Origin of the sequence: Variovorax sp. AB1(2024) (assembly GCF_037482385.2) — a bacterium.
Lineage (GTDB): Bacteria > Pseudomonadota > Gammaproteobacteria > Burkholderiales > Burkholderiaceae_C > Variovorax.
In genome coordinates, this window is record NZ_JBBHKP020000002.1 from 238,640 (window position 1) to 250,917 (window position 12,278).

Here is a 12,278-nt window from a genome sequence, read left to right on the forward strand (position 1 = left end):
TTTTCCCTTGAGGAGCCCTTTCCCAATGAAGCCTGAATCACTCGAAGTCAACGCCCGCAGCTACCGCTGGATGTCGCGCCCGGTCGTCGTGGTGTGCGTGGACGGCTGCGAGCCGGCGTACCTGGACGCGGCCATCGCCGCGGGCGTGGCACCGTATTTCGACCGCATGAGGAAGTCCGGCGCCGACCTGCTGGCCGACTGCGTGGTGCCCTCGTTCACCAACCCGAACAACCTGTCCATCGTGACCGGCGCGCCGCCGGCGGTGCACGGCATCTGCGGCAACTACTTCTTCGACCGCGAACTCGGCCAGGAAGTCATGATGAACGACCCCAAGTACCTGCGCGCGGGCACCGTGCTCGCCGCCTTTGCCGACGCAGGCGCCAAGGTCGCCGTGGTCACCGCCAAGGACAAGCTGCGCAAGCTCCTGGGCCACCGCATGAAGGGCATCTGCTTTTCCTCCGAGAAGTCCGACCAGGTCACGATGGAGGAGAATGGCATCGACAACGTGCTCGACATGGTCGGCATGCCCGTGCCCTCGGTCTACAGCGCCGAACTGTCGGAGTTCGTGTTCGCCGCCGGCGTGAAGCTGATGGCGTCGCGCCGCCCCGACCTGATGTACCTCTCGACCACCGACTACGTGCAGCACAAGGCCGCACCGGGCAGTCCGGCGGCCAATGCCTTCTACGCCATGATGGACGGCTACCTGTCGCAGCTCGATGCAATGGGCGCCACCATCGTGGTCACCGCCGACCACGGCATGAACGACAAGCACGACGCGCAAGGCGCGCCCAAGGTCATCTACCTGCAGGACGTGCTCGACGGCTGGTACGGCCAGGACGAGGCAAGGGTCATCCTCCCGATCACCGACCCCTACGTGGTGCACCACGGTGCGCTCGGCTCATTCGCCACCGTGTACGTGCCTGCGCAGGCAAGCGTGCCCGGCTGGATCGAGCGCATCAAGGGCATTCCCGGCATGGAGCTGGTGCTCTCGCGCAAGGAAGCCGCCGAGCGATTCGAGCTGCCGCCGGACCGCATCGGCGACATCGTGGTCGTCAGCGAGCAGAGCACGGTCATCGGCACCTCGGCCAGCCGGCACGACCTGTCGGCCCTCGAAGTGCCGCTGCGCTCGCACGGCGGCGTCTCGGAGCAGCGCGTGCCGCTGATCTGCAACCGACCGGTCACCGGGATCGCCGCCGGGCGCCGGCTGCGCAACTTCGATGCGCTCGACCTCGCCTTGAACCACGCACAGTAACTGCGGAGAACCTCATGAGCCAAGCCATGCTGAAGCCAGGCACCATTCACAAGGAAGCGCTGCGCATCGCCGGGGAAAAGGTCTATCGCGATCGCACGATCGAAGTCACCTACCCCTACACCGGCGAAGTGATCGCCACCGTGCCCAAGGCCTCGCTCGAGGACCTGCGGGTGGCCTACAGGATCGCGCGCGACTACAAGCCCACCCTCACGCGCTACGAGCGCTACAAGATCCTGATGCGCGCGGGGGAGATCATCGCCTCGCGCCTGGATGAGATCTCGCGCGTCATCACCATGGAGTCGGGCCTGTGCCGCAAGGACTCGCTGTACGAGGTGGGCCGTGCCTCCGATGTGCTGCTGTTCGCGGCCAACCAGGCCCTGGTGGACGACGGCCAGGTGTTCTCCTGCGACCTCACGCACCACGGCAAGAGCCGCAAGGTCTACACGCTGCGTGAGCCGCTGCAGGGCGCGATCACCGCCATCACGCCGTTCAACCATCCGTTGAACCAGGTGATCCACAAGGTGGCGCCGTCCGTCGCCACCAACAACCGCATGGTGCTCAAGCCCAGCGAGAAGACCCCGCTCACCGCCTTCATCCTGGCCGACATCCTGTACGAGGCGGGACTGCCGCCGCAGATGCTGTCGGTGATCACCGGCGACCCGCGCGAGATCGCCGACGAGATGCTCACGAGCGACGACGTCGACCTCGTCACCTTCACCGGCGGCGTGGCCATCGGCAAGTACATCGCGGGCAAGGCGGTCTACAAGCGGCAGATCCTGGAGCTGGGCGGCAACGATCCGATCATCGTGATGGAAGACGCCGACATCGAGGAGGCCGCGACGCTGGCGGCCAGCGGCTCCTACAAGAATTCGGGCCAGCGCTGCACCGCCATCAAGCGCATGCTGGTGCATGAGGCGGTGGCCGACCGGTTCGTCGAACTGCTGGTGGCCAAGACCAGGGCCCTGAAGTACGGCGACCCGATTGATCCGGCCACCGACATGGGCACGGTGATCGACGAGGCGGCGGCGATCCAGTTCGAGTCGGTGGTCAACGAGGCCATCAAGGCGGGCGCGAGGCTGCTGTGCGGCAACGAGCGCCGCGGCGCGCTCTACTCGCCCACGGTGCTCGACCATGTGGACCCGCAGATGACGGTGGCCAAGCACGAGACCTTCGGGCCGGTGTCGCCGGTGATCCGGTTCAAGAACATCGAGGAGGCGATCCGCATCTCCAACGGCACGGCCTATGGCCTGTCCTCGGCGGTGTGCACCAACCGCATGGACTACATCACGCGCTTCATCCGCGAGCTGAACGTGGGCAGCGTCAATGTGCGCGAGGTGCCGGGCTACCGGCTGGAGCTCACACCCTTCGGCGGCATCAAGGACTCGGGCCTGGGCTACAAGGAAGGCGTCCTCGAGGCCATGAAAAGCTTCACCAACTGCAAGACCTATTCGCTGCCCTGGTAATAGCGAGGGCCAGGGAGAGGGCGTCCGATCTGACGAAAAAACCGACAGAACTGCCGAAATACCCATGGGCTTTCGTCGCTCTGACGTCACCTCCCTCTTCTGTAATTCGACCACTCCCACACCAGAGGTCGTCGAAAAAAATGTCAGTCGAGCAACTCTCTTCCCATCGCTTTTCAGGCGCCGCCGTGCGGACGCTTCATCGGCAGGAGCCTGCGACCATCTGCAATGCCTCGGGCCCCCGAGGTCCGCGGCAACGCACCGCTGCATGGACGCGTGTCGTTGCGCTCGCTGCAACGCTGGTCGCGGCGCTGAGCGGCTGCGGTGGCGGCAGCGGCGGAGGCGGCGCGGCCCTGGCCTTGCCAGTCCCGTCGTCGCCTGAAGGCGCCGCGCCCAGCGCACCGTCCGCCCCGGCAGCCAACCGCACGCTGGTCATCGACCTCGACGGTGCTACCTATAGCGCCGTGCAGAACGGCATCGCCGCCGGCACGCTGCCTAACCTCGCCAAGCTCGAAGTGCGGCTGGCCTACAGCGGCGGCGTTGCCGGCGCGCCGAGCCAGCAACCCACGCTGGACACGCCCGGCTGGGCCACGCTGCTGACCGGCACCTGGGCCAACCGCCACCAGGTGATGTCCGAAGCGCCCAAGCAGGCACTGCGAATGCCTTCGGTGTTCCAGATGGCCCGCCAGAAGAACACCGGGTCGAACGGCGCCGCCGTCGCTTCCGCCGGCCTGGCCCAGCTGCTGTCATCGGACCACGAGAGCGGCTACCTCGACTCCCTCACCGACTGTTCGAAGGCTGCGGCCGCCACCGATTGCGTGACCACGCAGGCCGTGCAACTGATCGGCGGCGACTACGCCACGGTGCTGGCGCAGTACCGCTCGACGAAAGACGCCGCGCTCGACTTCGGGCTCGGCTCCACCCAGTACGCTGGCACGCTGGCCAAGCTGGACAAGGCGGTCGGCATCCTCGTCGCCGCCACCGCCAAGCGCGGAAACAGCCGCTGGCTTATCGTGGTGACCGGCAACCATGGCCTCAGCGCGAACAGCCAGGACGACGGGCTGCCGCTGGTGCCCGAGTCGAGCACTTTCATCGGCCTCAACCAGGCCGCCAACATCGCAGCCCAAGGCGTGGGCGCCCCGTTGCCCGCGAAGCTGGCCGACCTGTATGCCTACGCCAGCATCGCCGACGTGACGCCGACCGTGCTCGGCTACCTGGGCGCGCTGCCGGACGCGAAGACCTCCTTGATGGAGGGCGGCTCGCTCATCGGTGCGCAGCCCGTATCGCAGTTGACCGCGATCGTCGGCAACAACAACTCCGCCGACGCGAACGTGGTGCTGAACTGGGTGGCGCCCTCGACCGGCAAGATCACCGTGCTGCGTGACGGGCAGGTCATCGCGTCGAAGCTGCCGGCCGGCACCACGTCGTACACCGACAACCAGCTTTCGCAGGTCCTGAGCGCCAAGGGCACGTACCAGCTGAGCTACACGGTGCAAGCCGGCGAAGGCGCGGCTGCCGTGTCCAAGGCCACGCTTTCGCCGCCCGTGTCGTATGTTCCGCCGGTGCCGCTGGCATCGACGCTGAAGAACGGGCTGGTCTCCTATTACCCGTTCAGCGCCACGCTGCCGCCGGTCGATGCGATGGCGCACAGCACGATGGGACCGGCCGCCAGCGATCTTCCGGCCGCGGCCGGCCTCGTCGTGCCGGGGCCGTTCGCTGGCAGCAACGGCCTGCTGGTGGACACGAACTTCGTCAACACCAATGGCCTCGAGGGTTACAGGCTCACGCCGGCCAGCGGTTTCGACATCTCCACGGGCACCGCGCCGCAGTTCACGATCGGGCTCTGGTTCAAGACGCCTTCGTGCGTGGCCACGAACAACGTGACGATCATCTCGAACAAGAGCTACGTCAGCGGCGGCAACGCCGGCGTCGCGATCGGCCTGTTCGCCAGCTCGGGCAACCAGTGCGGCGTGGCATTCAACATCGGTTCCGGCGGGGGCGTGCGTGCGGACGGACCGACCAGCCCTTACACGCAGATCACCGTCAACCGCTGGGTGTACATCGCCTTCTCGGTCGACGGCGTGGCCAAGACCATGAACATGTACGTGTTCGATCCGGTGACGAGCACGACCAACCGCGTGGCCGTGGGCAAGTCGACGGGCACCGTCGACCTCTCGAAGCTCTCCCCGTATCCGCAATGGGGCATCGGCGACGACGGCACCGGCACCTTCCTGATGAACAAGTGCAACGGCACGGTCACACCGCCGTATTTCGCCGGAAAGTGCGCAACCGCACCGACGTACCAGCACCACTTCGGCGACCTGGCGATGTGGAACCGCGTGCTGACCGATGCCGAGCTGCAGTCGATCTTCCTGTCGAACAAGCCGCTGTCCACGCTGCCGATCAACTGAGAGGGGACACACGATGACATCCAGCTTCTCCTTCAGCGGATTGCCTGGCGCCGTGAGGGCAGCAGGCGCGGCCTGCGCCGCATGCCTTCTCATCGCCGGATGCGGCGGTGGTGGCGATGGCAGCCCGGCCCTGGCCGCGATGTTGCCGGTCGCTCCCGCCGCGTCCGGCGACGGCGCCGCGACCAAGCAGGCGCCGATCGTCGCGGCGCCCATGCCCGGCGACTGCGCGCAAGCAGGGGGCGACGCGCCGCGCCCGAACTCGAAGCTCGACTGCGCACCTTGACCGCGCGAATGCAGCCGGTCACCCCACACCGCCGAACACAAGAACCATGACGCCATTCAATCGCCGCACCTTCCTGCGCGCCGCCGCGGCCAGCGCCGCACTCGGTCCGTTCCCGCCCGCCATCCAGCGCGCACTGGCCATTCCGGCCAACAACGCGACGGGCACCATCAACGACGTGGAGCACGTCATCATCCTGATGCAGGAGAACCGCTCCTTCGACCACTACTACGGCACCATGCCCGGCGTTCGTGGCTTCAGCGACCGCTTCACCATCCCGATGGCTACGGGCAAGCCAGTGTGGATCCAGCAGGGCACGGCCGACGCGGTGCAGCCGTTCTATCTCGACGCCACCAAAGGCAATGCGCTGCGCGTCGGCGGCGCGCATGACTGGGGCGATCAACAATCGGCATGGGACGGCGGACGCATGGCGGCGTGGCCTAAAGCCAAGAACACCAAGATCTCGATGGGCTATCTGCAGCAGTCCGACCTGCCGTTCCATTGGGCGCTCGCCAACGCATTCACGATCTGCGACGCGTACCACACCTCGATCCACACGGGCACTTTCACCAACCGCATGTTCCTGTGGAGCGGCACCAACGGCGCGAACGTCGCGGGCCAGGCCTGCGTCACCAACGCCAACTGGGGCGGCCTGGGGCCCTCGACAGACGGCCTGACGTGGACGACCTACCCGGAGCGCCTGCAGGCAGCCGGCGTGAGCTGGAAGGTCTACAACAGGCCTGGCAACAACAGCAACAACAACCAGCTGGTCGCATTCGCCTCCTACCGCGCCGTCGATGAGAAACTGCGCGCGCAGGGTTCGCCGAACGTGGCGTACTCGCCGGCGCTCGAGGCGCAGTCGCCGCTGTACAAGGGCTTCGGCAACACCATGCCGGACGGCGGCTACCTGCAGGCCGTGGCCGACGACATCGCCGCGGGTACGCTGCCGCAGGTCAGCTGGATCGTCGCGCCGGGTGCCTACAGCGAGCATCCGAGCATGTCGGTCCCGCAGCAGGGCGCCTGGTACATCCAGACGCTGCTGGACATGCTCACCGCGAATCCGGATGTCTGGAGCAAGACCGTGCTCATCGTCAACTTCGACGAGAACGACTGCTTCTTCGACCACATGCCGCCGCCGGCACCGCCCTGGCGCAATGCGGACGGCACCTATCAGGGCAAGTCGACGGTGGACATCGGCAAGGAGTACTACACGATGCCGGCGCCGCCCGGCGATTCGAGCCAGCGCACGCCCGACGGCAAGCCCTTCGGCGCCGGCGTGCGGCTGCCGATGCTCGTGATCTCGCCGTGGAGCGTGGGCGGCTGGGTCAACTCACAGGTGTTCGACCACACCTCGACGCTGCGCTTCCTGGAGCAGCGCTTCGGCGTGCGCGAGACCAACATCAGCCCGTGGCGCCGCACCGTTTTCGGGGACCTGATGTCGTGCTTCGACTTCCGCAATCCGAACGCGGCCAAGCCCGCTCTGGTGACGGCGCCGACCAAGGCGCAGGCGGACGCCACGTACACGCAGCAGGTGGCGTCGCCCGGCGTGCCCGTTCCCGCCGCGGGCTCGGTGCCGCTGCCTTCGCAGGCACGCGCCGCGCGGCCCTCGCGTGCATTGCCGTATCACCTGCATACGAGCGCCAACGTCGACTTGGCCAACGGACAGGCATGGCTCACGTTCAGCAACACAGGCACCCAAGGTGCGGTGTTCCATGTGTACGACGAGCTGAACCTCTCGCGCTATCCCCGCCGCTACACGGTGGAAGCGGGAAAGATGATCTCCGATGCATGGGCGGCTGTGGCGGACAACGCGGGCAAGTACAGCCTCTGGGTGCTCGGGCCGAACGGCTACCACCGGCATTTCAAGGGCGACCTGAGCACCCTGTCGAGCGGACCGAATCCGGAGGTGCGTGTGTGCTACGACCACGACGGCAATGAGATCCGCCTGACGATCATGAACATGGGCAACGCGCCGGCGGCCGTGACGGTGAGCTCCAACGCCTACCGCACCGACGGGCCGTGGACCTACACCGTGGCGCCCGGCATGCAGATGGAGCCATCGTGGAAGCTCGCGGGCACCAACAGCTGGTACGACTTCACGCTGACCATGGGCGACAGCTTCGAGCGGCGTTTCGCTGGACGCCTGGAGACCGGCAAGGACGGCGTGAGCGATCCGGCCATGGGCGTCGCCACCGTGTAGCGCGCGGCGCGGGCAGGGGGCTTACACATGGCCATCATGATCGGTGGGCATCATCGCGTGCTTTGACTTCAGGCGACCAGAAGCCCCGGGAGACCTTGCAGTGACGCTCAACCAGATACGCGCATTCATCGCAGTCGCGCACGACGGCGGCTTCACCGCCGCCGCGCGCACGCTGGGCATGAGCCACAGCACGCTCAATTCGCAGATCCAGATGCTGGAGCGCGAATACGGGGCCGAACTGTTCTATCGCCGCGGCCGGCGCGTGGAGTTGTCCGCGCTGGGGCTGGAGATGTTGCCCCTGGCCAGGCGGATGATCGCGCTCGAAGGCGACATGAGCTCGCTGATGGACGAGAGCGGCAAGCTGCACCGCGGGTCGTTGAAAGTGGGAGCGGTGGGCCCCTTTCATGTCACCGAGATGATCGAGGCCTATCACGCGCTCCATCCCCGCATCAAGCTCTCCGTCACGCTCGGCAATTCCGAGTTCGTGCTGAGCGCGCTCGACAAATACGTGAGCGATGTGGCGGTGGTGGCGAGTTGGCTTCCTGACGAGCGCTACCACATACAGCTTTATGCGCGCTACCCGGTGATCGTGTTCGTGCATGTCGACCATCCGTTCGCGAGGCGCGAATCCATCGCGCTGAAAGAGCTGTCGGGGCAACCAATGCTGATGCGCGAGCCTGGCTCGACCACCCGCAAGGCGCTCGAAGAGGCGCTCGCCAGGCAGCGCGTGGCCGTTCAGATCGCGATGGAGATCGGGAGTCGCGAAGCGCTACGCGAAGCGGTCGCCAGGGGCCTGGGCGTCGGCACGGTTTCGCAGTCCGAATACGTGCCCGATCCGCGCCTGAGACCCGTGCGCATAGAGGGCGATGTCGTCTCCACGCACATCCACGTTTGCTGCCTGCGCGAGCGACGGGACAGCCGTCTCATCTCGTCGTTCTTCGAGGCCATCGAGGCCCGCCCGCTGCGCGGCTGATGCTGCCTTGCCGGGTCATGGCTTCGTATCGAACACGCCCTTGCGAAGCTTGAGCGCCACGTCGAAGAAGGACGCCAGCACACGGCTTTCGCGCCGGATCTGGAGGCAGTAGAGATAGGTCTGCGTCACGGCAGGATCGCCCTCGATGCGGACGATACGCAGGCGAGCGTCGGGAATGAACTCCGCTTCGGAGACTGCACCGATGCCGATGCCGCGCGCGGCCGCCTCCCGGATCGCTTCGCGGCTTCCGATTTCCATGGCGAGCTTCGGCCGGATACCCGCGCGCTGAAGCACCTCGTCGAGCACGCGCCGGGTGCTCGAGCCGCTCTCTCGCTGCAGCAGCGGTTGCCCATGCAGCTCTTCCAGCCGGATCTGGCCGCGGTTGGCGAACGGATGCTCGTGATGAACGAACAGTATCAGCGCATGCCGCGCATACGGCGTCGCACTGAAGCCCGGAGCCTCGTGGAACCGGGCAAGCACGCCGATGTCGACCGCGTATTCCTCAAGGTCCTTGAACACGGAGGCCGAATTGCCCATGCGGATCGAAACATCGAGGCGCGGGTAGCGCTTGCGGTAGGCATCGACCATCTCGATCACATGGAAGGGACCGACCGCTCCGAGCTTGAGTTCGCCGGACTGCAGGTCGCCGCTGTCGTGCAGCAGGTTGTAGGAATCCAGTTCCAGCGACGCGATCTGGCGCGCAATGGGAAGAAGGCGCTCGCCGACATCCGTCAGCTCGATGCGGTGGCCCTGCCGATGAAAGAGCACCACGTTGTGCTGGCGCTCCAGGGCCTGTACCTGGGTGGTCAGCGTCGGTTGGCTCAAGCCCACGGCGCGCGCCGCCGCACTGAAGCTTCCATGCTGGGCCACGGCGAGAAAGGCGCGGAGTCTGGCTGCGGACATCCATAGATTGTGTCGATAGAACCATGACAAATCCGTGATTGATTTGATATGCGGGTGTCATACGGCGTTCTTAGCCTTGAGGTATTCCCGAGCAACCTCCCATTCCCATACACGAGTACCACTCATCATGAAAACCCTCTTTCGCCTGCGCCGCCGCCTGATTGCCCTGGTACTTTCCGCGGGCGCCGCCGTGCCCGCCCTGGCCGTGCAGCCGCTCACCATCGGCCTGATTCCCGCCGAAGACTCGCAGGCCATGATCGAGAGCAGCCGGCAGGTCCTCGACAGCCTCCAGCAGCAGCTGGGCATGCCGGTCAAGCCCTTCGTGGCGACCGACTACAACGGCGTCATCGAAGCGCTGCGGTCGAAGAAGCTCGACGTGGCCTACCTCGGCCCGTTCTCGTATGTGCTGGCCAACCAGGTCGCGGACGTGGAAGCCTTCGCGGTTGCAGTCACCAAGAAGACCGGCCAGAGCTCCTACAAGAGCGTGATCATCACGCGCAAGGACAGCGGCATCGCCAAGACCGCCGACCTGAAGGGCCGCACTTTCGCCTTCGTCGATCCGACCTCCGCGTCCGGCCACCTGTTCCCCAAGTCGGGCCTGCTGCAGGCCGGCTACGACCCCGAGACCTTCTTCGGCCGCGTCATCTTCTCGGGCTCGCACGACGCGAGCATCCTGGCCGTGGCCAACAAGAAGGTCGATGCCGCATCCGTGGCGGACCGCATCCTCGCCAGCGCCATCGCCAAGGGCCAAGTGAAGCAGGACGAGCTCGAGATCGTCTGGTCGTCGAATCCGATTCCCGAATCGCCGATGGTCTGGCGCAAGGATCTCGATCCGGCGCTGAAGGCGAAAATCGCCAAGGCCCTGGCCAACGTCAAGGACTTGCCATGGGGCGACCAGGGCGTGCTCAACGGCTTCCAGCCGACCAACGATGCGGCCTACAACGTGGTTCGCGACACCGCCAAGGTGCTCAAGCTGGACCTGCGGAGCATGAAGTGATCCGCATCCGGCAACTCACCAAGCGGTATGGCGGCAACGCCGTGCTGCGCGGTGTGGATCTGGACGCCGCCGCGGGCGAATTCGTGGTGGTTCTCGGCGAATCGGGTGCCGGCAAGTCGACACTTCTGCGATGCGTGAACCGGTTGGCCGTGGCAGATGGTGGCGAACTGAAGGTCGACGGCATGGATGCGGTGAAGTGCGCGGACACGCGCGCGCTGCGCCAGCGCGTCGCGATGATCTTCCAGCACCACAACGTGGTGCCTCGGCTGAGCGCATTGAAGAATGTGCTGACCGGCCGCCTCGGCGCCGTGTCGACCCTTGCTTCGATCATGCACTTCTTCAGCCGCGCGGACATCGATCTGGCGCACGAATGCCTGGGCCGTGTGGGCCTGGCGCACAAGGCGCACGAGCGGACCGATTCGTTGTCGGGCGGGCAGATGCAGCGCGTGGGCATTGCCCGCGCGCTCGCGCAGCGCCCCCGGCTCATCCTTGCGGACGAGCCTGTCGCAAGCCTCGACCCGCAGACCTCGCGCAAGGTGCTGCAGTACCTGCACGACGCCTCGCGCGACCTGGGCATCACCGTGCTGTGCAACCTGCACCAGGTCGACTACGCGCGCGAGTTCGCCGACCGCATCGTCGGGCTCGCGCAAGGCCGCGTCGTGTTCGACGGCACGCCCCAGGCCATGGGGCAGGACGACATCGATCGCATCTACATGCCGCAACCCGCGTCCGACAGGAAGGACGCGGCCAGCCCCCTCGCGCTGTCGATGCCGCTGATGGCAAGCACCGGAACAGGAACATGAAGAACCCGTCTACCCAATACGCCTGGACCGGGCCGCGCCCCGAGGGGCGTCGAAGCTGGTTCAACCTGCTCGTCGGTATCTGCGTCGTCGGCTGGGCGCTGCAATGGAGCGCCAGCGGCGCCCAGCTCAGCTGGTCGGAGCTTGCCGCGGGCCTGCCGCAGATCATCGATTTCCTGGGCCGGACGCTGCCGCCCGACACGCACATCCTTGGCCGGTTGCTCGCTCCCGCGCTCGAAACCGTGCAGATCGCCGTCTGGGGAACCTTGCTGGCCGTGCTGCCCGCCATTCCTCTTTCGTTCCTGGCCGCGAGAAACCTCCAGAGCAACCGATGGGTGTACCAGAGCACCCGACAGGCATTGAACGTGGTGCGCAGCATCAACGAGCTGATCCTGGCGCTGGTGTTTGTCTCCGCCGTCGGCCTCGGACCGTTCCCCGGCGTGCTGGCGCTGGCGCTTCACGGTGCTGGCATGCTGGGCAAGTTCTTCGCCGATGCCATCGAGGAGATCGACCAGGGGCCGCTCGAAGCCCTGCGGGCGACCGGCGCGCGGCCGTTGCAGGTCATCGTCTTCGGCGTGCTCCCGCAGGTCGTCACCGCCTGGATCGCGGTCGTGCTCTATCGCTTCGAGGTGAACCTGCGTTCGGCGACGGTGCTGGGCATGGTGGGCGCCGGCGGACTCGGATTCGAACTCGTCAGCAGCCTCAAGCTCTTTCGTTACCCCGAGACCGCCACCTGCATCATCGTCATCACCCTCATGGTGATCATCGCGGACACGCTTTCAAGCCAACTGCGCCATCGCATCCAGCGCAACGGGCGGCACTGAGGGGCGCTATCCACGGTCGCGGCTTCAAGTCGGTATTCACGAAGTCTTCCGACGCAGGCTTGGCGCGAGCTCCACCGCTTCGGCCACGATGCGGAATAATCCCCGCTGCACTTCAACGGCAAACAGATCCCGGTCCGGCGCAGCAAGCATTGCGTCCATGGCCGCTGGGTCCAAGGTC

Annotated in this window: 11 protein-coding genes; 9 read left to right on the top strand and 2 right to left on the bottom strand. The window is 66.2% G+C overall.

Annotated elements, in window-relative coordinates; translation table 11 throughout:
- Window positions 1-25: 25 nt before the first annotated feature.
- From phnA to WIX39_RS28065, 6 genes are all read left to right on the top strand, one after another.
- Window positions 26-1,252 carry a phosphonoacetate hydrolase gene (gene phnA / locus WIX39_RS28040; protein WP_106937742.1) on the top strand — a complete coding sequence of 409 codons (1,227 nt, stop codon included), beginning with the start codon at window positions 26-28 and terminating at the stop codon, window positions 1,250-1,252.
- A 14-nt stretch (window positions 1,253-1,266) separates the two neighbouring features.
- Window positions 1,267-2,715, top strand: coding sequence for a phosphonoacetaldehyde dehydrogenase (gene phnY / locus WIX39_RS28045; RefSeq protein ID WP_409196491.1), 1,449 nt, complete (start codon window positions 1,267-1,269; stop codon window positions 2,713-2,715).
- Window positions 2,716-2,900: 185 nt separating this feature from the next.
- Window positions 2,901-5,123, top strand: a complete 2,223-nt coding sequence (locus WIX39_RS28050; RefSeq protein ID WP_409196492.1) for an alkaline phosphatase family protein — start codon at window positions 2,901-2,903, stop codon at window positions 5,121-5,123.
- Between the two features lie 13 nt (window positions 5,124-5,136).
- Window positions 5,137-5,406: a hypothetical protein gene (locus WIX39_RS28055; RefSeq protein ID WP_409196493.1), complete on the top strand. Its 270-nt coding sequence runs from the start codon at window positions 5,137-5,139 to the stop codon at window positions 5,404-5,406.
- A gap of 46 nt (window positions 5,407-5,452) precedes the next feature.
- On the top strand, window positions 5,453-7,603 hold the full coding sequence (locus WIX39_RS28060; protein WP_409196494.1) for a phosphocholine-specific phospholipase C: 2,151 nt from the start codon (window positions 5,453-5,455) through the stop codon (window positions 7,601-7,603).
- Window positions 7,604-7,703: 100 nt separating this feature from the next.
- Window positions 7,704-8,576: a LysR substrate-binding domain-containing protein gene (locus tag WIX39_RS28065; RefSeq protein ID WP_409196495.1), complete on the top strand. Its 873-nt coding sequence runs from the start codon at window positions 7,704-7,706 to the stop codon at window positions 8,574-8,576.
- A 15-nt stretch (window positions 8,577-8,591) separates the two neighbouring features.
- Here the strand turns inward: WIX39_RS28065 and WIX39_RS28070 are convergent, their stop codons facing one another.
- Entirely contained in the window at window positions 8,592-9,479 is an 888-nt protein-coding gene (locus WIX39_RS28070; RefSeq protein WP_409196496.1) for a LysR substrate-binding domain-containing protein, read from the bottom strand.
- 127 nt (window positions 9,480-9,606) lie between these two features.
- On the opposite strand from WIX39_RS28070, the gene phnD reads away from it, so the two are divergent.
- From phnD to phnE, 3 genes are read left to right on the top strand one after another with little or no spacing between them, the layout of a single operon-like run.
- Complete coding sequence (gene phnD, locus WIX39_RS28075) at window positions 9,607-10,476, top strand: phosphonate ABC transporter substrate-binding protein (RefSeq protein ID WP_106938470.1); 870 nt, start codon at window positions 9,607-9,609, stop codon at window positions 10,474-10,476.
- Window positions 10,473-11,279 carry a phosphonate ABC transporter ATP-binding protein gene (gene phnC / locus WIX39_RS28080; protein ID WP_409196497.1) on the top strand — a complete coding sequence of 269 codons (807 nt, stop codon included), beginning with the start codon at window positions 10,473-10,475 and terminating at the stop codon, window positions 11,277-11,279. Before phnD ends, phnC begins: the two co-directional genes overlap by 4 nt.
- Window positions 11,276-12,100: a phosphonate ABC transporter, permease protein PhnE gene (gene phnE / locus WIX39_RS28085; protein ID WP_409196498.1), complete on the top strand. Its 825-nt coding sequence runs from the start codon at window positions 11,276-11,278 to the stop codon at window positions 12,098-12,100. Before phnC ends, phnE begins: the two co-directional genes overlap by 4 nt.
- A 36-nt stretch (window positions 12,101-12,136) precedes the next feature.
- Here the strand turns inward: phnE and WIX39_RS28090 are convergent, their stop codons facing one another.
- Complete coding sequence (locus WIX39_RS28090) at window positions 12,137-12,259, bottom strand: hypothetical protein (protein WP_409196499.1); 123 nt, start codon at window positions 12,257-12,259, stop codon at window positions 12,137-12,139.
- Window positions 12,260-12,278 lie beyond the last annotated feature (19 nt).

Excerpts from the sequence above, each read along its gene's own strand:
- WIX39_RS28070 (WP_409196496.1), bottom strand. The coding sequence starts at position 9,479 with ATGTCCGCAGCCAGACTCCGCGCCTTTCTCGCCGTGGCCCAGCATGGA.
- WIX39_RS28090 (WP_409196499.1), bottom strand. The coding sequence starts at position 12,259 with ATGGACGCAATGCTTGCTGCGCCGGACCGGGATCTGTTTGCCGTTGAA.
- phnA (WP_106937742.1), top strand. The coding sequence starts at position 26 with ATGAAGCCTGAATCACTCGAAGTCAACGCCCGCAGCTACCGCTGGATG.
- phnY (WP_409196491.1), top strand. The coding sequence starts at position 1,267 with ATGAGCCAAGCCATGCTGAAGCCAGGCACCATTCACAAGGAAGCGCTG.
- WIX39_RS28055 (WP_409196493.1), top strand. The coding sequence starts at position 5,137 with ATGACATCCAGCTTCTCCTTCAGCGGATTGCCTGGCGCCGTGAGGGCA.
- WIX39_RS28060 (WP_409196494.1), top strand. The coding sequence starts at position 5,453 with ATGACGCCATTCAATCGCCGCACCTTCCTGCGCGCCGCCGCGGCCAGC.
- phnE (WP_409196498.1), top strand. The coding sequence starts at position 11,276 with ATGAAGAACCCGTCTACCCAATACGCCTGGACCGGGCCGCGCCCCGAG.
- phnD (WP_106938470.1), top strand. The coding sequence starts at position 9,607 with ATGAAAACCCTCTTTCGCCTGCGCCGCCGCCTGATTGCCCTGGTACTT.